Below are 18706 nucleotides of genomic sequence, written 5' to 3'. Positions count from 1 at the left end.
TCGGCTACACCGTGCCCGTCGGCAGCCGGTCCACGAGCGCGGCGAGGTTCTCGGCGCGCAGTACGTCGCGCACGGCCGCGTCGGCCCAGCCGAGTTCGCGGAGCCTGTTCACCAGCAGCAGCGTCGTGGCGGAATCGCCGCCGATCTCGAAGAAGTTGTCCTCCGGGCGCACGTTCTCGACGCCGGTCAGCTCGCTCACCAGGTCGAGCACCTCGTCCTCGGGCGTCCGCGGCGCTCCGCCGTCGGCCTCCCGCGCCGCGCGGCCCCGGCGCAGCGCCTCGCGGTCGACCTTGCCGTTGGGCGTGTACGGCATCCGCTCGACCCGTTTCACGACCGAGGGGACCTTGTACCGTTCGACCACCGTTTCCAGGTGGGTGCGCAGGTCCCGTGCGTCGGCCTCGCCGACGTAGTAGCAGGCCAGTACGTCCGCCGCGGCAGCGGGGTCGGTACCCGTGCCGGCTTCTGCGCCCGCCACGGATTCGGCCAGCACCACGGCCTCGCGCACGGACGGCAGCCGGCAGGCCGCGGCCTCGATCTCGCCGGGGTCGATGCGGTAGCCGCGCACCTTGAGCCGGCGGTCCAGGCGCTCGACGTAGAACAGCTCGTTCCCGCGCCGTTCCACGACGTCCCCGGTGCGGTAGACCGGCTGGTCGTCGGCGTCGCGGAAGCGGGTGATGCCGTCGTCGGTCAGGTATCCGACGCCGACGCTCCGCCCGCGGATGACGAGTTCGCCGCGCACCGGGTCGTCGGACGTCCCCGGCCGGTCCGACGCGGGCTGTGCGGGCTCCAGTGCGTACGCGCAGTCGCCGACGACCTCGCCGAGCGGCACGCCGTCGCGGCACCGGTCCGGGTCCAGCGGCGGCGTCAGCAGGTTGCACACGGTCGTCTCGGTGAGCCCGTAGGCGTTGTGGAACGCGGCGACGGCCGACCAGCGCTGGACCACGGCCTGCCGGCACGGGCCCCCGCCGTTGATCACGTGGACGAGCGAGGAGTTCTCCGGCGGGCTGGTCTCGGTGAGCGCGAACGGGGTCGTCTTCAGGTGGGTGACGCCGTAGGTCTCCAGCGTGGCGGCGAGTTCGGTGCCGGGTGTCAGCGCGGCCTCCCCCACGACGACGAGGCAGGCGCCCGAGGTCAGCGTCCACAGGATCTCGGTGATGCACCCGTCGAACGTCAGCCGCGCGAACTGCAGGGTGCGGCAGCCGGGGCCGACCTCCAGCCGCGTCACGTGGTCGGCCACCATCGGGGCCAGCGGCTCGGCGGCGACGAGCACGCACTTGGCCTCGCCGGTGGAGCCCGACGTGAACACCGCGTAGGCGAGCTGTTCCTTGACCTCCGACGGCGTCTCCCGGCCCACGGCGTCCGGCGTCGACGGGGAGCGCCGCGCCAGCCGCGGCCTCGGCAGGACGTCGACCGCGCCGAGGTCCGCGCCGTCACCGGCCGGGTACGCCGTCACCGCCTCGACGTCCAGCGCGGCGAACTTCTTCTCCGTCGAGGCCTCGCTGTCCCGCGGGTCCACGACGACGAACGGCCGCCCGGCCCACAGGCACGCGACCATCGCGACGACCGGCCCGGCGCCGCGGGTGCCGTCGATGCCGACGAAGCCGCGCGGGCTGACGACGGTGTCCAGCCGGTCGGCGAGGCGCTGCGCCGCCGCGCCGAACTCGCGGTAGGTGAGCGCCCCGTCCGGCGTCCGGACGGCGACGCTGTCGGGGTGCGTGTCAACGGCCCACCGAATCGCCTGGGCCACCGGGGTGTCTCGCATGAGTGGTGTCGTCCTCGTACTCGATGTCGCTCGATGCCGGCGGGTCTCGGTGCCGGCGGTTGCGGTGGGCGCGTGGCTCAGGTGACGGGGTGCCGGAGCGTGCCGACGCCCTCGACGACGGCCTCGATCCGGTCACCGGGGTTGATCACGGCGGCACCCGGGGTGCCGGTGCAGATGACGGTGCCGGGGGTCAGCGTGCGCCCGGCGGTGAAGTGTTCGACGAGCCGGCCGAGGTCGTAGCGCATCCCGGACACCTGCGCCGACGCGACGACCTCGCCGTTGCGGACGGTCGACACGGTGAGCGACCGCAGCTGTTCGTCGTCGAACTCGTCGAGGGTCACGAGCTGGGGCCCGATGCTGCAGAACGTGTCGAACCCCTTGGACCACGGAATGTGGCGCGGGTTCTCCCGGATGGCGTCCTCCGCCGTGAGGTCGAGCACCGTCGTCACCCCGGCCACGACGTTCCGCCACTCGCCGTGGGAAACGTTCTTGCAGGTGACGCCGATGACGAGGCCGAGTTCCGCCTCGGCGGTGACCCGGTCGCTCTGCCGGGGCAGTTCGATGGTCCCGGAGTTGTCGATCAGGCAACTGTGCGGCCGCAGGTACGACCCGGGGGCCGACTTGGGCTGGTCGACGCCCAAGTCCTGGGAGTGGCCGAGGTAGTTGAGGCCGGCGCCCCAGATGTCGCCGCCGTCCACGACGGTGGCGGCGCGATCGAGGTCGAGGTCGGTCCCGGCGGCCGAGCCGGCCAGCCGGGGCTCCACCAGCCTCGCGAGCCCCTCGGGGGTGGCCAGGTCGATGAGCCGGACGCCCTCCGGCAGCCCGGCGAGCCGTGTCCACCGCGCGCCGTCCGCGCTCGCGTACCGCTCGACCTCGTTGCCGTTCTTCCACCGTACGAGCCTCATCGGGCGCCTCCCTCTGGTTGGTGCGGTCCGGCCGCCGAGGCGGCGGGGCCGGTCGCGAGTCCGGTGTGGGGCGCGAGAGTCCGCGCGGCGAGCTCGACGTCGGCGCGGCCCGCGTCGTACGGGGCGATCCGGACGGCCTCCGCCATCACGGCCGCCTCGCACAGCCCGAAGCGGGCGCTGGTCTCCTCGACGAGGTCGAACAGCCCCGAGTGCATGCCGATCACGCCGCCGAGCACCTGCATCCGGCGGTTCTCGGGGACGACGTCGAGCGTGCCGCGGCACACCTGCGCCAGCCGCGCCAGCTCCTGGTAGCCGAAACGGTCGTCGCCCCGCGCCGCGAGGATGCCCGCGAGGGACTCGATGCTCGCGTTGCCCGCGCCCCGGCCGAGCCCGTCGAGGGTGGCGTCCACGACGGACGCTCCCGCCTCCGCGGCGGCCAGGCTGTTGGCGTTCGCCATGCCCAGGTTGTCGTGGCCGTGGAAGCCGACCACGCCGGTGAGGTCGGCGACCACCCGGACGTAGCGTTCGACGTCGGCGGGCAGCATCGACCCGTTGGAGTCGACGACGTAGACGCCGGCGAGTTCGGCGGGGACGTCCTTGAGGAACCGGGGCAGTTCCTCGGCCGGGGTGTCGCTGGTCTTCATCAGGTTGAGGAAGACGTGGTCGCACAGCTCGACCGCTTTGTCGAGGTAGCCGAGGATCTCGGGGACCCGGCGCGGCTCAGCGCCGACCCGGACGAACGACATGCCGTCCGCGCACAGCGCCGCCAGCGTCGAGAGGCTGCTGAACTCCGGCTGGGCGAACATGCCCCAGGACGAGGAGGGCAGCCCGGTGGCGGCGAGTTCGCACCACCGTGTGAGGTCGATGCTGCTCGGCGGCATGCCGCGCCGTTCGGCCTCGAAGCCGAAACCGTGCCCGATCTCCACCAGCCGCACCGGCGTCCGGTCGAGCCCGGCCATCAGCTCGGCGACGAAGGCCTCGTCGAACCGGAAGTCGACCGCGTAGCCGCCGTCGCGCAGCGTCGTGTCGAGCAGTTCCCAGGGCCGGCCGTCCCCGTTGATCAACCCGCCGGATATCCCGTGCATCTCGTCCTCATTCGTCTCGTGGACCCCTGGCCGCCTGTTCATCGGTCGCGCGGACCCGCGTTCGCCGCACGCAGCAGCCGCACCGCCGACGGCTGCCACGCCGTCCACGTGTGTCCGGCCACCGGGCACACCTCGAGCCGCAGCGCGCCGTCCGGAATCCGCCGCAGGAAGCGCTCCGTGCACCGGCGGGCCACCCGCTCGTCCACGACCTCGAGCGCGGACGCGCCCTGCCTCTCGCGGCGCCGGGTGCGCCGGGGCGCCCGGCCGGCCACCGCCACCGTGACGTCGAGCGACGCGCGGGGCAGGAAGCCGAGCCAGCGCCTGCGCCAGCGCAGCAGTGCGCGCAGTTGCGCGAGCGACCTGCCCCGGCGCAGCGCCAGGTAGACGCAGCCGGGCAGGAACTCGCCGCCCGCGTAGGCGGACACGCACACCACGCGTTCCACCGACTCGAGCGCGCTGCCGACGGCGAGGGCGAGGTCGCATCCGGCGGAGTAGCCGACGGTGGTGACGACGTCGAGTTCGAGGCCGCTCAGTTCGGCGACGCGGCGCACGTCCTCGGCGAGTGCGGCGGCGAGGCCTTCGACGCCGGTGCCGGTGGTCAGGGCGGCCGCCCAGTCGGGGGTGACGAACACGGCCACGTCGTGCCCGGCGAGCAGTTCGGCGCCGGTGGTCTGCCAGCACTGGACGGTGTCGTCGCCGCCGATTCCGCCGAAGCAGAGCACGGCCCGCGCGGTGTCGGCCCGGTCGAAGTCACGGGACACCGCGAAGCGCACGCCGAACCGCCCGGAGGTCGGTGCCGAGGCGGTGTGCGGGCCCTCGGTCGTGGTGGTCATGCCGCGAACACCTCCCCGAACACGGAGTGCACGACCGGCCCGAGGCCGCAGGCCGCCGCGGCGCGGGTGACGGCGTCGCGCGCGTGGGCCTCCGTCGTCGCCTGCCGCGCGCGGACGGACAGCCGTATCGCCGTCGCGCCGGGCTGCCACTCGGCTCGCAGCGACAGGAGCCCGTCACCGCCGGTGGTGGTCACGAGTTCCGCCACGTCGTCGGCGGCAACGGTCACCGGGCCGTCGGCCCCGCCCGTCCCCCACGCCTCGGGCACGTGGCCGAGCAGCCGGCCGAGGGCCTCGGTCCGCGGGTGCGCGGCCGTGCCGTCGGCGGCGCCTGCGTCGATGACGAAGAAGCCGGCCGCCTGCCACCGCGGTGCGCGGGCGTCGTCACCGGGGTCGGCGGAGGCCGAGGCGACGGCCGCGACCAGTTCGTCGAACGTCGGGTGGTAGTACAGCGTGGCCAGGTCCAGGGAGCGGCCGACGGCGTCGGAGATCTCCTTGACGAGGGTCACCGCGTCCAGGGAACTGCCGCCCGACTCGAAGAAGTCGTAGTCCTCCGGGTCCGACGACGGGCCGTACCGGGCCCGCAGTACCTCGGCGACCGCGTCGCGCACCGCCGCCTCGTCCGAGGACTGACCGGAGGCGTCCGCGGTGCCGCCCGTCGTGGGGGCGAGCGCGGTCAGCTCCCGGTTCAGCCCGGTCAGCGGCGCGAGGTGCGCACGCGCGCGTCGCAGGACGTCGGCTGCTGGTGTCGCGGGGTCGGCGGCGGCGAAGTCCTCCAGTACGGCGCGCAGCGCGCCCTCCACCCGGCGGAAGTCGGGTGCGGAGAGTCCGGCCATGCCGACCTGGGCGCGGACGTCGTGTGCCGCGCCGTCGAAGGCGCAGACGATGTCGACGTCCTCGACCGGGCCGGACGCGATGAGTTCGTACCGCCAGTGGGCGCCCCGGTGGTCGGTGCCCGCGGAGAGGTCCACCGGGAACAGGTTCACGTTCGGGCCGAACGAGCGGCGCAGGCTCCCGCTGCGGAAGCACTGGCTCCAGCGGTTGTAGCGGATGTCGGCGGCGACGCCGTCGAGGAACTCCCCGACCGACGCGTCCTCCGGGTGCCGCACCACCAGCGGGAGCGTGTAGGCGAAGCTGCCGAGCGGCTGCGCCGCGCCGCGGGAGACGCCCGCGCGGGGAACGGAGAGCTGCACCGCCGACTCGCCGGTCGCCGCGAACAGCAGCACGGAGGTGTAGCCGCACAGCCATGCGAGGGAGGCCTGCGCCGTCCCCGCCTGCCCGGCCCTCCCGTCCGCCGCCGGGAGGGCGGCGGGGCGGACCCGGCCCAGCCGGGCGACCCTGGGCACGGTCGGCGTCCGGCGTTTCGGCCCGACGAGCACCGGCGCCGCCGGTCCCCCCTCCGTGACCCGGTCGAGGACGCGTGCCTCGGCCTTGGCCCGGTGCTGGAACATCTTGACGGCCAGCCGCCGTGAGTCCTCCCACGTCGCGTACGGCCACGGGACGTCGTCCACCCCGGCGGCGCCCAGGTAGAACTCCCGGACCACGGACATGAAGTGCACCAGGCCGACGCCGTCCAGGACGGCGTGGTGCGCGAACACGGACCACACCATGGTCCCGTCGGTCAGGCGGTGCAGCCGGGAGAACAGCGCGGCGTCCGTGGGCTCGGCCAGGGCGGCCCGGTCGCGCGCCTCGCGGACGCCGGCCGGCACCGGGTCGCCGGGCGGCGTCAGCGGCGCCACGGTGAACAGCCGTCGGCCGTCCTCGTCCCGCGAGATCCGGTCGCCGCAACGGATCCAGGCCGCGGCCAGCCCGGCGACGTCGACCTCGCCGTCGATCACGAAGGCCGCTCCGGTACGGATCTCCAGCCCGCCGAGGAGCGCCTCGGCCTCCCGGATCTCGTCGGCCTGCGGCGTCGTGGGGGTCGTGCGGTCCGTGGTCGGGGCCGCTGTCGTGGCTGCCGTGTGCGCCGTGCTCGGGGCCGGTGTCGCCGGTGCCGTCCCGGTGGCCTCCGCTGTCCCGGTCATCCGCGCTCCGCGGCCAGGCACAGGTGCTCGACGCGGCGGATCGCGGCGTTGCCGGCCACGAGGTAGTGCTCCGGCGGGCCGTCCGCCTCGATCACCGTGGTCCCGGCGAAAGTCCTCCAGTACTCCAGGTCGCTCGCCGGGACGAACGCGTCGTCGCTCCACCGCACGACGGTACGGGGGTAGTCCTGTTCGCCGCCCTCGCCGAAGTACTTCGTCAGCAGCAGGACGTCCGCGCGCAGCGCCGACACCGCGATCCCGGCGAACGCCTCGTGCACGGGCGGCCTTCCGGAGGTCACGAGCGCGGCGTTCATGATCTGGAGGATCTCCGCGTCGGACATCGACGTCGCGTAGGCGCCGTAGAGGCCCTCCTTGGCCGGGCGCATGCTGGACAGCACGGTGGCGACGCGCATGTCGCCCCGCAGCCGGGCGGCCACGGCGTCCGCGACGAGCGCGCCCATGCAGTGCCCGGTGAGGACGACGGACTCGACGCCGAGCGTGCCGAGGGCGGCGACGGACGCCGTCAGGTCGTCGCAGAGGTTCTCGATCGACGTGGGCGCGGGCTCCTTGCGCCGGCGGTCCCTCGCGGGGATGTGGTAGCGCAGGAACGGGACGTCGCCGAAGGACGCCGGCCACTCGGAGAACATCGGGACGCCCGAGCCCGCCTGCGGCACGCCGACCGCGACCACCCGCTGTCCGTCGAATCCACCGCTGAACCGCTTCACCGCGTCCATGCCTGTCATGCCCGTCATGCCCGTCACCGCACCGTTCCGATAGCCACGCCGTAGAGGCAGGTCCGCAGCCGCCTGGACGGCAGGTGCCGCAGCAGCCCGCCGAGGGCCCGCACGGCCACGCCGTCTCCTTCGAGGCCGTAGTCGTCGCGGACGTGCTCGATCCCGGCGGACGAGGCGTGCAGCTGCGCGCCGCTGCGGTAGGCGGCCTTGAGTCCGCCGTCGACCGCGCGGTTGCCGGGGTGCCACAGTTTCAGCAGCGGCGACATGAAGTCGGTGATCACGAGACTGCCGGACGGGCAGCCCTCGGCGATCCCGTCCAGGTACCCGGCGACCTCGGCCTTGTCCAGGTGGTAGCTCAGGCCCTCCGAGACGACCACCGTGGGCAGTTCGGCTCCCGGCAGGTCCCGCATCCAGCCCCGCTGCCGGACGTCGACGGCGACGTTGGCGGCCCCGGCGCCGAGGCCGAGCCGCTCGCGGACGGCGACGACCGCGGGCAGGTCGACGTACACCCACTCCACGACGGTCCCGTCGGGCAGTTGGCCGGCCAGTCGCCTGCTGCGGTCCTCCAGCCCGCATCCGACCTCGACGACGCGCAGCCGCCGGTGGCCCCGCCAGGCGAACCCCGCGATCTCGAAGTCGTACAGCTGGGCGCGGACCACGCAGCCGCGCATGATGGTCTTGTTGAAGTCCGCCCAGTGCCCGGCGTCCTCGACCTCGGCGGCGACCCGTTTGGCGATCGCGTCGCGGAACCGCAGCTCCGGCCAGAGTTCGTCCGCCCGGCCGCGTGCGAGCGCGGTCAGGACGGACGTCGACTCGCTCGACCCGGCCTCGAAGGCGCGGGTGCCCCCGTCCGCGTCCGCACTCGCGTCCGTGCCCGTGCCCGGCGCCGTGTGCTTGGGGTCGGTGGTCCCGGCGGTCATGCGGCCATCCCGACCTCGGCGGAGGTGAACCCCCGCATGAACGTGGAGTGGAGGCGCTCGAAGGGGCCGGGCAGCGTCATCGCCCCGGCCCGCGGGAAGAGCCAGTCGAGGTAGCACTCGACCTCCACCGCGGCGACCTGCGCCCCGATGCAGCGGTGCGCGCCCACACCGAAGGACAGGTGCGGCTGGGGGTGCGGGCTCGACGGGGTGAACCCGGGGCCGAAATACGTCTCGTCGAAGTTCGCCGAGTAGTTCCAGAGCACGACGAACTCGCCCTGCTTGATCTCGTGTCCGCCGATCTCCAGGTCGCACAGGGCGCGCCGCTGCACGTAGGCGTTGGTCGACGTCCAGCGGAACACCTCGGCCAGGAAGCCCTTGCGGTCGTGCGCGTACTGGTCCGCGAGCTTCTCGGTGTCGTGGGCCAGCACGTACTCGGTGATGGCCGCCGCCGTGTAGGGCGTGGTGTCGTTGCCGCCGACCGTGACGTTGAGGAAGTTGTAGAGGAACTCGTCCTGCTCCAGCTGCTCCCTGATCTCCGCGATCGCCGCCTGTCCCGTCACCGGGCACGCGGTGGCGCCCGCGCCGCGGGCGCTCAGTTTCATGATCTCGGTCAGCAGTTCCAGGTGGGCCTGCGCGCGGCGGGCGGCGGGCCGTTCCACGTCGCCGATCCGGGGGTCGGCGTAGCCGATGAGCCGCTCGCTCAGGTGGATCAGCCGGGCGGCGTCGGCCGGGTCGATGGCGTAGGCGAGCGACAGGAACGACACCGGGAGTTCCTGGAGGACCGCGCTCAGGAGGTCTCCGCCGCCGCCCGCCGCGAACCCCTCGGAGGCGTCGGCGAGCCGCTGCCGGGTGGCCGTGTCGGCGGCCTTCAGCATCGACCGGAAGAACAGCGGGCTGTGGATCTTCCGCAGCCGCTGGTGGCTCGGCGCGTCGGAGCAGATCAGCATGCGGTTGGAGGCGCTGTCGCTCTGCCCGTTCAGTGAGCCGCCGACGATCGTGCCGTCCTTGGAGGACAGCCGGGGGTCGAGGTAGGCCTGCCGCACGTCGTCGTAGCGGAAGAGCATCCAGCGCCCGTACTTCTCGTCGCGCGCCACCGGGTTGTCGCGGCGGTGCCGGGCGAAGACCTCGGCGAAGCCGTCGGAGACGAACGTGGTCTCGTCGAGCAGGCTCTCGGCAGTGCCGTTGCCTGCGCCGCTGTCGGCACCTGTGCCGGTGCCGGTGCCGGTCGTCGCCCCGGCCGCCGTCGTCGTGTCAGCGCTCACCGGTCGACCTCTCCTCCAGCAGACGGGCCAGGTCGTCCAGGTCGGGCGTCGCCAGCAGTTCCTCGGCGGTCAGCTCGACGCCCTCGCGCTCGGTGACAGCGAGCAGCAGCATGGCCAGCTGGAGCGAGCTGAAGCCCAGGTCGTACAGGTCCGCGCCGTCGGGCACCGGCCGGCCGTGGATCGACTCGACCTGTGCCACCAGCCGCGCCCTGACCGGCGATTCGGCGGCGGGAGCCGCGGCTCGCGCGTCCTTGTCCTCGGTGAGCGCGGTGTCGAGCAGCAGGGAGGCGTCGTGCTTGCCGTTGACGTTCACCGGGATGGCGTCGACCGCGCGCACCTGGGGCACGGCGGAGGCCAGTCCGAGGGAGCGCATCGCGCCGATGAACGCCGGGGTGTCCAGGCCGGGCGGCAACTGGACGAAGAGGACCGGCTCGCCCGCCTTCTCGGCCACCGCGGCGGCCACGGCACCGGCGGCGCGGGCGTTGGCCTCCAGTTCCGGCTTCGAGGTGCGGACGCCGTTGACCTTCAGCACCCCGCCGGTGCGGCGCACGAAGCCGAGGCAGCCGTCGGTGCCCCGGGTCACGACGTCGCCGGTGACGAAGGTGCGTCCGTCGTCTCCGAACGGCGCGCACACCAGCCCTCCGTCGGCACCCCGGCCCAGGTAGCCGGCCGAGATGCCCTCGCCCGCGATCACCAGCCGACCGGTGTCGGACCCGGCGGGCAGTGCGGCCCCTGTCTCCTCGTCCACCAGTGTCGTCGTGATGCCGGGCAGCGGGCGGCCGAGCGGGATGACCGAGGCGCCGCCGTAGTCGTCGGCGTGCTCGGCCGGGTTGATCTCGTAGCCGGTGCAGGCGACGACGCCCTCGGCGGGGCCGTAGAGGTTCACGAACGACGCGCCGTAGCCCGCCTTGAGGATCGCGGACACCGAGTCGGTGTAGAGCTCACTGCCGCCCGAGTACAGCAGCCGCAGGGAGTTGAACGCGCCGGGGCTCATCCGCGCGGTCGAGTTCACCAGGGTTGCGGGCGCCAGCATCGCCGTGACGCCGGTGCGCGTGAGCGTGGCCTCGACGCCGTCGCGGAAGAGGTCCTCGAAGCGGGGCAGGACCGTCACGCAGCCGCCACCGAGCAGGGTGCGCACCACCTCGAAGAGGTACGTGTCGAAACCCGCGCTCGAGCAGTGGGCGACCCGCTCACCGGGCTCCAGCGGCGCCAGCCCGGCGTTGCCGGTGAACCAGCGGAGCTGCCGGCCGGTCTGGAGGATGGCCCGGGGGGTTCCGGTGGTGCCCGACGTGAAGAGGATGTTGGCGCTGTCCTCGGGCAGGGCCCCCGGCGACGGTGACACGGTCACGTCGTCGTCGTGGACGAGCAGCCGGGGGGACAGCAACTCCACGGCGGAGCGACGGAATTCGGCGGGCCGCCGGGTGTCCAGCGCGCAGTAGCAGGCGCCCGCGTGCTGGGCGGCCAGGAAGTTGACGATCTGCTGGACTCCGCGCTCCGAGGAGTCCGCGACGACGTGCCCGGCGAGCGTGCCGTCGCCGCCGGCACGGGCGAGCCAGCGAGCGCTGGTGGCACGCGCGCGCTCGGCCAGCTCCTGGTAGGTCACCGGCTGTTCCCCGAGCGCGCCCGGCGCCGTGACCGCGGGTTCCGGCGCGTGGCGGGAGGCCGTGTCGATGAACTCCGTCCACAAAGAGGTGTGGACCTCGAGCAGGGTGGTGGCGCTCACGGCTGTACGGCGATCTCGCCGGAGTTCGGGCACCGTGCAGGGAGGTCGATAGTCCGCATGGGACGGGACCTTAGGAGTCCGCGCACGAGCCGATCAAGGAGTGTTGTTGAACAATTGACGTGCAGGAACAGGCAATTGAGCAGGCCTCAGCCACCCGCGGGCGAGGTGGCCCACGGGATCGCGGCGATGCGGTGGCCGGCCGCTCGGGGCCGGTCTACTCGGCCAGCCGCTCGGCGACGCCCTGCCAGGTGACGGCGCAGGTCTTCGCCAGCTTCGCCACTGTGTCCCGCTGGTGGGAGGGCACGCTCTGGATGATCGCGTCCCATTCGTGCTCGTCCAGGGCGCAGCAGTCGAGGAACCTCAGCAGGGTGCGCCCCGCCTCGGTGAACCGCAGCGACGGGTCCCGCTTGAGCGCGTTGACCGCGTTGACCGCGTCATCGGGCTTGTCGAGGTGGCCGGTGTCGGCCGGTGGCGCCAGGGAGGCGGTGGCCGTCTTGCGGTTGCGCCGGGGAGCGGCCGGGTCCTCACCGCGGGTGAGCCTGGCGCGTACGTCCCATGCCGTCGCCGGCGAGATCCCGGCCGCCTTGGCGACCTCGCGCAGGGACGCGTTGGGGTGGGCGGACATGAACTCCCCGGCGCGGCGGCGGCGTTCGGCGCTGTCGAGCGGCCGGGCGCGGCCGTCCCGTCCGATCCGGATGTTCAACTGTTCGGCCGCACCGGTTGAACACGCCGCGTCGGTCGAACACGCCCGGATCGACCCGACCGTGCTCGCGGCGATCCCGGTGATCCGGGCGATGCGACGGTCGGACCACTCCGGGTGGGTGCGGACGATCCGGCCGGCGGCCGCCCTGCGGTCGGCCGTCGACAGGGGCAGGCCGTGCGCGCGGTTGAGTTCGACGGCGAGCACGAACGCGTCGTCCTCGGTGCCGTCGAAGAACGTCACGTCGATGTGGTCGTGTCCGCGCAGTTCGGCGGCGCGCAGCCGGTGCACCCCGTCGATGACCCGCATGTTCGGCTGGTGGACGACGATCGGCGGCAGGGGTTCGTCGAGGGCGGCGAGCCTGGTGGCGTGTTCGGTGTCCTCGCCCGCGAGGCGTGGCGTGTTCGCCGCCGTCAGCGAGGCCACCGGCACGCGGTGGACCGCGCTCAGACGGCTCCGCCACGCCTGCCGGGCGCGGCTGTTTTCCGCCGGTACGGTCGAGTGCGCGCGCGCCCCGGTGTTGGTCTCCACTTGTCGCCCTCGTCGAGAAACTGCTGCCCGGCACGGAATCGGCCGCCGTGTCCGACGGCTGATCCGTACCAGTGAAACGCAACGAACGAGCCAGCGGGGCGGGCGGCGATCACATCGTGAGACTCCCTGCGGACTGTGGCCTTCCTCACGCGACCGGGGTCGTCAGAAGTCCAGTCGGACGTCGTAGGTGCGCAGCCAGAAGTCGAGTGCCAGCACCAGTTCGGCGCTGGTGCGCAGTCCGTCGCCGGCGGACAGGCCCTCGCCGACCGCGGTGGTGAGGGTGGGCCGGTCCAGCAGCGCGAGCACGGGATTGCCGGGGTCGCTCGTCACCCGGGCCAACTCGGCGCGCAGCGCCTCCAGATAGCGGGGGTCCTTGGTCGTGGGGTAGGGCGCCTTGACCCGGTCGGAGATCTCCGGCGGCAGCAGGTCGCGGGTGGCGGCGCGCAGCAGGCTCTTCTCCCGGCCGTCGAACGTCTTCATCGACCAGGGGGTGTTGAAGACGTAGCTCACCAGGCGGTGGTCGCAGAACGGCACCCGCACCTCCAGGCCCACCGCCATGCTGGCGCGGTCCTTGCGGTCCAGCATCCAGGGCAGGAAGCGGGTCAGGTGGAGGTGGCACAGTTCGCGCATCCGGCGTTCCCGGGCGGAGGCGCCGGGCAGGTGCGGGACCTCGGCGAGCGCGTCGCGGTAGCGCTGGGCGCGGTAGTCGGCGAGTTCGGTCTTCTGGATCAGGCCGCGGTCGATCAGTGCCTCGCCCGGTCCGCTGCCGGGGCCCGAGATGCCGGTGCCGAACGGTGGCGCGAGCCAGGGGAAGGTGGGGGCGGCGACGGCGTCGGGGTGGTGGATCCAGCGGTAGCCGCCGAACAGCTCGTCCGCGGACTCCCCGGACAGGGCGACGGTGGATCGTTCCCGGACCGCCTTGAACAGCAGGTAGAGCGAGGTGTCGCCGTCACCCAGGTCGAAGGGGAGGTCGCGGGCGCGCATCACCGCGGCCCGGTGCGCGGGGTCCATCAGGGCCGGTGGGTCCAGGGTGACCACCTGGTGGTCGGCGCCGACGTGCCGGGCGAGCAGGTCCGCGTAGGGGGTGTCGGGGGTGCCGCGCCAGGCGTCGGCCCGGAAGTGGTCGGTGTGGGCGGCGAAGTCGAGGGCGAACGAGCGGACCGGTCCCTCGCCGGTCCGTTCCAGGTGCCGGGCGGCGAGCGCGGTGATCACGCTGGAGTCGAGTCCGCCGGAGAGCAGGGTGCACAGCGGTACGTCGGAGATCAGCTGGCGGGCGATGATGTCGTCGAGGAGTTCGCGGACGCGGCCGACGGTGGTGTCGAGGTCGTCGGTGTGTTCCTGGGCCTGAAGCTCCCAGTAGCGGCGCAGGCGCGGTCCTTCCCGCCGGACCCGCAGGGTGTGGCCGGGCCGCAGTTCGCGCATGCCGCGGTAGACGGCGTGGCCGGGGGTCTTGGTGAAGGAGAGCAGTTCGGCCATGCCCTCGCTGTCGACGGCGGGGTGCGCGGCGGGGTGGGCGAAGATCGCCTTGGGTTCGGAGCCGAAGAGGAGTCCGTCGCGCAGCGGGAAGTAGTAGAGCGGCTTGATGCCCATCCGGTCGCGCACCAGCAGGAGTTCACGGGTGCGGGGCTCCCACAGGGCGAAGGCGTACATGCCGTTGAGGCGTTCGGTGAAGTCCTCGCCCCACTCGAGGTAGGCGTGCAGCACGACCTCGGTGTCGCTGTCGGTGCGGAACCGGTGGCCGAGGCGGGCGAGTTCGTCGCGCAGCTCGCGGTGGTTGAAGACCTCGCCGCTGTAGGTCAGCGCGACCACCGTGCGGTCGCCGTCGGCGAACGTCATCGGCTGGGCGCCGCCCTCGGGGTCGATGACCGCCAGGCGCCGGTGGCCGAGGGCGACCTGGTCGTCGAGCCACACCCCGTGGTCGTCCGGGCCGCGGCAGGCCATGGTCCGGGTCATGGCGTCGATCACCTCGCGCTGGACGGGTTCCGCGGGGTCGTAGGAGACCCATCCGGCTATTCCGCACATGAGACAGCTCCTCCAGTCGGGTATCTCCTGCTGGGCCGGGACGCGTCCCCCGGACCGGTCGGTCCCGGTCGACGCGTCCCGGCGTGCGGCACCCTCGGCTCCGGGGTTCCTCAGCCCTGAGCGGTGTCGCTTGCGGCGAAGCGCTTGAACGTCCAGGTCAGCCGCATGACCACGAGGACCATGGCGACGCTGACGGCGGTGGCCCACGCCATGGCGACGGCGTACTCCTCGCCGCCGGGGTCGCTGCCGGCCACCATGAAGAACACGGCGCCGATGATGGCCACGCCGGCGGCGCTGGCGAACTGCTGGGCGGTGGTGAGGATGCCGGAGGCCACGCCGGCGTCCTCCGGCGGGACCCGCATCAGCGCGGCGCCGAACAGCGCCGGGAGGACGACGCCGTTGCCGCCGCCGATCAGGCAGAGGCAGAGCACCACCCACGCGATGCCGGTGGCCTCGCCGTCGACGTAGAGGCGGCCGGCGAGCAGCAGCAGGCCGAGTCCGGTCACCGCGCTGCTCACCACCAGGGCGCTCATGCCGAAGCGGTCGGTGAGCCGCGAGCCGACCATGGCGGTCGCCGTGAACAGCACGCCCATCGGGGAGAACACCAGCCCGGCCTCCACGGGGCTGAGGCCCATGCCCGCCTGCAGCAGCAGGGTCAGGGTGAACATGAAGCTGCCGAAGTAGACCATGAACGCGGTGCTCGCGATCATTCCGCCCCGGAAGGAGAGGCTGCGGAAGAGGGAGAGGACCAGCACCGGGTTGCCGCCCCGTCCGGCCAGGTCCCGCTCCCAGCGCAGCGTGGCCACCGCGACCGGGACGGCGAGCCCCATGGAGATCCACGTCCAGACGGGCCAGTCGGTGGTGTGGCCCATGGTGAGCGGCACCAGCAGCAGGGCGAGGGCGGCGGAGATCCCGATCGCGCCGACCGGATCCAGGCCTACCTCGCTGCGCTGCCGCTGCGGGGGCAGGATGCGGGGCGCCACGATCACGATGACCAGGCAGATCGGCACGTTGATCAGGAAGATGCTGCGCCAGCCGAGTCCGGCGAAGTCGGCGGAGATCATCGCGCCGCCGAGGACCTGCCCGGCGATCGAGCCGAGTCCGGCCGCCGCGCCGTACCAGGCCATCGCCTTCGGCTTCTCTTGGTCGGGGAACTCGGCCGTGATCACGGCCAGGACCTGGGGCACCATCACCGCGGCGGCCAGGCCCTGTGCCAGCCGTGCGGCGACCAGCTGCTCGGGGTTGGCGGCGATGCCGCACAGCAGAGAGGTGACGCCCAGGGCCACGGCCCCGATGACGAACAGCCGGCGGTGACCGTAGCGGTCGCCCAGCCGGCCGCCGGTGATCATGCCGCCGGCGTAGGCGAACGCGAAGCCGCCCACGATGAGTTCGAGGGCCGACGGCCCGGCGCCGATGCTGTCCTCCAGCGACGGGGCGGCGACGTTGACCACGAAGAAGTCGAACTGGACGATGAACATGGCCGAAAGCAGCACGACCAGGACCAGGTTGATGCGCAGCGGGGGTAAACCCGTCGGGGTCTCCTCCTCGCCGGTGGAGGGGGACGGGTGGGTGTCGGTCATGGGACTCCTCGGACGCCTGCAGCACGGTGCACGGCACGGTGCTGGGGGATGAACGGGCGAGTGCCGTCGAGACAGTTCGACGGACGGCTGGGGCCGGTCGTTCGGATCACCCCGCTGTCGCGGGGTCCGGCACGACGGCACGTGACCGCGGAGGAGCGTATCCATCGGTGGTGCTCGGGTGCGGTGACACGGTGGTTCCTCACGTACGTTTCCGGCGGGGGGCACTCAGGGCGCAGGTGATCCGCGCGGTGCAGACGCGTCGCCCGGAGCGGTCGGTGACGACCACCTCGTAGCTGGCGGCGGTCCGCCCCAGGAACAGCGCGGTGGCCACGCCGGTCACCGGGCCGGTGCGCACCGCGCGGTGGTGGGTGGCGTTGACGTCGACGCCCACCGCGATGCGGCCGGGGCCGGCGTGCAGCGCGGCGCCGAACGACCCGAGGGATTCGGCGAGTACGGCCGAGGCACCGCCGTGCAGCATCCCGTAGAGCTGGCTGTTGCCCGCCACCGGCATGGTGGCCACCAGTCGCTCCGCCGAGGCCTCCAGGAAGGTGATGCCCAGCCGGCCGGCCAGGGTGTGCGCGCCGACGCGGTTGATCCAGTCGGCGGTGTGCGGCGGGTCGCCCTCCGGGATGCCGTCTCCCGGCGCGAGGACCCGCTCCGGCGGGGCGGTCGGCCGAGGGTCGGCGGCCGAGGCGTCCGCGGTGACCGTTGCGCAGTCCGTGGTGGCCGGACTCGCGGCGGGTTCCGAGGAGTTGGGCGCCATGAGGCCGGGGCCCGTCGCGCGGGTGGGCAGCCGTGTGCTCATCGGGCGGCGCCGGTAGCCGGCCTGCCGGCTACCGTCCGCGCGGCGGGGCGGGCCGGCTGGTAGGTGTGCAGGTCGGCGTAGCGTTCGCGGAGCCTGCGCTTGAGGACCTTGCCGGTCGGACCGAGCGGGATGTCCTCCTCGGTCTCCGCCAACTCCAGTAGTGCGACGGTGGGTTGGCCGATACGGGCCAGCACGTCGTTGACCTGCTTCAGCAGCACCTCCGGGTCGGCGTCGCCCTCCCGGGGACGGACCACGGCCACGGGTACGACGGTCCCGTCGTGCCGGCCGGCGACCACGGCGCAGTCCTGGATCTGGGGGAGGTTGAGCAGCAGTTCCTCCTCCATCAGCACCGAGTAGCCGTCACCGGCGGGTGTCCGGATGGCGTCGACGACGCGGTCGACGTGGAAGAAGTCGCCGTCGGCGGTGCGGGAGACGAGGTCTCCGGAGAGCCAGTAGCCGGCCAGCATGGTGCGGTACGTGGTGTCCGAGTCGTTCCAGTAGCCGCGTGTCACGGCCTCGCCGCGCACGCCGAGCATGCCGACCTCGCCGGGCTCGGCCTCCGTGCCGTCGTCACGGAGTACGGCCACCTCGGCGGCGGCGACCCGGGTGCCCAGGTAGCGGGGGCGCGGCGGGGAGTCGGGGGTGAGGAGGCGCCGGATGGCCGCCCAGCCCAGTTCGGAGGAGCCCAGCCCGTCGTCGACCACGGAGCCGGGCACCGTGCGGCCGTCGACGGTCGTGGTGCCCAGTCGCATCAGTTCGCGCATGTGCGCGTCGTGGCCGGCGTCGCCGAGGTTCAGCCAGACCTGTACCGAGGTGAAGTCCGCCGGGTCCTTCTCCATGGTCGCCAGTCGGCCGAGCGCCTCGTTGAACGCCAGTACGGCGGTGGGCCGGTAGGTGGCGCAGCCGCGCGCCAGGCCCGGACCGCCGGGGTCCGAGTAGGCGATCGTGGGCAGGCCCGCGAGCAGGGCGTAGAAGGTGAACGCGATGGCGCTGGAGTGGGTCTGGGGCGCCGCGGCCAGCATCAGCGAGTCCTCGGACTCGGTGTTGTTCGCGAGCCGGAAGCGGGCACCCGCGACGCTCTGCCGGTGCGTCCAGATCACGGGCTTGGGGTTGCCGGTCGTCCCGGAGGAGTGGCAGAGCACGACCGGGTCCTCGTCCCCGTGCCGGTAGACCGCCGACTCCGGCACCGAGCGGTTGCCGAGCGCGCCGACCTCCTCGCGGGCGCACGTCCAGCGCAGCCCGGGCAGTTCGCGCTGTCGCCCGTCCAGCAGGGCCAGGTGAGGGGCGTCGGTGTAGAGCCCCACGGGATCGGTGCGGCGCATCAGGCCGAGTGCCAGTTCGGGGAGCATCCGGCCGTTGATCAGCAGCCCGATGGCCCCGATGCGCGCGAGGGCGGCGAGGTGCACCTGGTCCTCGAAGGAGTCCTCGATGTAGAGCGCCACCCGGTCCCGGGGGCGCACCCCGCGGTCGAGGTACCAGGCGGCCCAGGCGTCGGCCAGGGCGTCGAGCTGGTTGATGCTGAACTCCGCCTGTTCCTGGCCGTCGAGGTTGACCAGGGGGCGGTCCGCGACGATCAGCGGCAGGTCGGGGTGGGGGCTCAGTCGCGCGGCGGTGCGCCAGGCGTTTCCGCCACCGAGTCCGGGGTATTCCGCGGCCCGCAGGCGAGCCTCGGGCGACAGAAGGGTACGTGCGGAGAGGGGCATCATTCACCTGTCCTCGTGCGGAAGACCAATGTCCTTTACCGATACGACGACTGAAACGGCTGCTGATACGGCTGTTGACACAACTCTTGCCAGGGCTTCGGAATGGCGGTCGACCGAGTCTCG

The 18706-nt window shown here is 73.1% G+C and carries 14 protein-coding genes; all 14 read right to left on the bottom strand.

The features are described from left to right. Window positions 1-4: 4 nt before the first annotated feature. The 14 genes from ACZ7D7_RS23130 to ACZ7D7_RS23065 all read right to left on the bottom strand — a co-directional run bounded on the left by ACZ7D7_RS23130 (window position 5) and on the right by ACZ7D7_RS23065 (window position 18586). Complete coding sequence (locus ACZ7D7_RS23130) at window positions 5-1762, bottom strand: non-ribosomal peptide synthetase (RefSeq protein WP_470826620.1); 1758 nt, start codon at window positions 1760-1762, stop codon at window positions 5-7. A gap of 77 nt (window positions 1763-1839) precedes the next feature. Further along, window positions 1840-2667, bottom strand: coding sequence for a fumarylacetoacetate hydrolase family protein (locus ACZ7D7_RS23125; protein WP_470826619.1), 828 nt, complete (start codon window positions 2665-2667; stop codon window positions 1840-1842). Beyond that, window positions 2664-3752 (bottom strand): beta/alpha barrel domain-containing protein, encoded by a 1089-nt coding sequence (locus ACZ7D7_RS23120; RefSeq protein WP_470826617.1) that lies wholly within the window; start codon window positions 3750-3752, stop codon window positions 2664-2666. Before ACZ7D7_RS23120 ends, ACZ7D7_RS23125 begins: the two co-directional genes overlap by 4 nt. 38 nt (window positions 3753-3790) lie before the next feature. Further along, window positions 3791-4585, bottom strand: a complete 795-nt coding sequence (locus ACZ7D7_RS23115; protein ID WP_470826615.1) for a hypothetical protein — start codon at window positions 4583-4585, stop codon at window positions 3791-3793. After that, window positions 4582-6606, bottom strand: coding sequence for a phosphopantetheine-binding protein (locus tag ACZ7D7_RS23110; RefSeq protein WP_470826614.1), 2025 nt, complete (start codon window positions 6604-6606; stop codon window positions 4582-4584). The genes ACZ7D7_RS23115 and ACZ7D7_RS23110 overlap by 4 nt, the downstream gene beginning before the upstream one ends. Beyond that, window positions 6603-7355, bottom strand: coding sequence for a thioesterase II family protein (locus tag ACZ7D7_RS23105; RefSeq protein WP_470826613.1), 753 nt, complete (start codon window positions 7353-7355; stop codon window positions 6603-6605). The genes ACZ7D7_RS23110 and ACZ7D7_RS23105 overlap by 4 nt, the downstream gene beginning before the upstream one ends. A 5-nt stretch (window positions 7356-7360) precedes the next feature. Then, complete coding sequence (locus ACZ7D7_RS23100) at window positions 7361-8257, bottom strand: class I SAM-dependent methyltransferase (protein ID WP_470826611.1); 897 nt, start codon at window positions 8255-8257, stop codon at window positions 7361-7363. After that, window positions 8254-9519: a cytochrome P450 gene (locus ACZ7D7_RS23095; RefSeq protein WP_470826609.1), complete on the bottom strand. Its 1266-nt coding sequence runs from the start codon at window positions 9517-9519 to the stop codon at window positions 8254-8256. Before ACZ7D7_RS23095 ends, ACZ7D7_RS23100 begins: the two co-directional genes overlap by 4 nt. After that, window positions 9509-11242, bottom strand: a complete 1734-nt coding sequence (locus ACZ7D7_RS23090; RefSeq protein WP_470826607.1) for a non-ribosomal peptide synthetase — start codon at window positions 11240-11242, stop codon at window positions 9509-9511. The genes ACZ7D7_RS23095 and ACZ7D7_RS23090 overlap by 11 nt, the downstream gene beginning before the upstream one ends. Before the next feature lie 214 nt (window positions 11243-11456). Beyond that, window positions 11457-12473: a ParB/RepB/Spo0J family partition protein gene (locus ACZ7D7_RS23085; RefSeq protein WP_470826605.1), complete on the bottom strand. Its 1017-nt coding sequence runs from the start codon at window positions 12471-12473 to the stop codon at window positions 11457-11459. 162 nt (window positions 12474-12635) lie between these two features. Further along, window positions 12636-14495 carry an asparagine synthase (glutamine-hydrolyzing) gene (gene asnB, locus ACZ7D7_RS23080; RefSeq protein WP_470826604.1) on the bottom strand — a complete coding sequence of 620 codons (1860 nt, stop codon included), beginning with the start codon at window positions 14493-14495 and terminating at the stop codon, window positions 12636-12638. Between the two features lie 110 nt (window positions 14496-14605). Beyond that, complete coding sequence (locus ACZ7D7_RS23075) at window positions 14606-16075, bottom strand: MFS transporter (RefSeq protein ID WP_470826602.1); 1470 nt, start codon at window positions 16073-16075, stop codon at window positions 14606-14608. Between the two features lie 199 nt (window positions 16076-16274). Then, window positions 16275-16670, bottom strand: a complete 396-nt coding sequence (locus ACZ7D7_RS23070; RefSeq protein WP_470826664.1) for a hotdog fold thioesterase — start codon at window positions 16668-16670, stop codon at window positions 16275-16277. A gap of 206 nt (window positions 16671-16876) precedes the next feature. Beyond that, window positions 16877-18586, bottom strand: coding sequence for a class I adenylate-forming enzyme family protein (locus ACZ7D7_RS23065; RefSeq protein WP_470826600.1), 1710 nt, complete (start codon window positions 18584-18586; stop codon window positions 16877-16879). Window positions 18587-18706: the final 120 nt, after the last annotated feature.

This window comes from Streptomyces sp. NPDC037054 (genome assembly GCF_055606745.1).
Note: the sequence above shows the minus strand (reverse complement) of the source record. Positions and strands in the feature narration are given on the sequence as shown.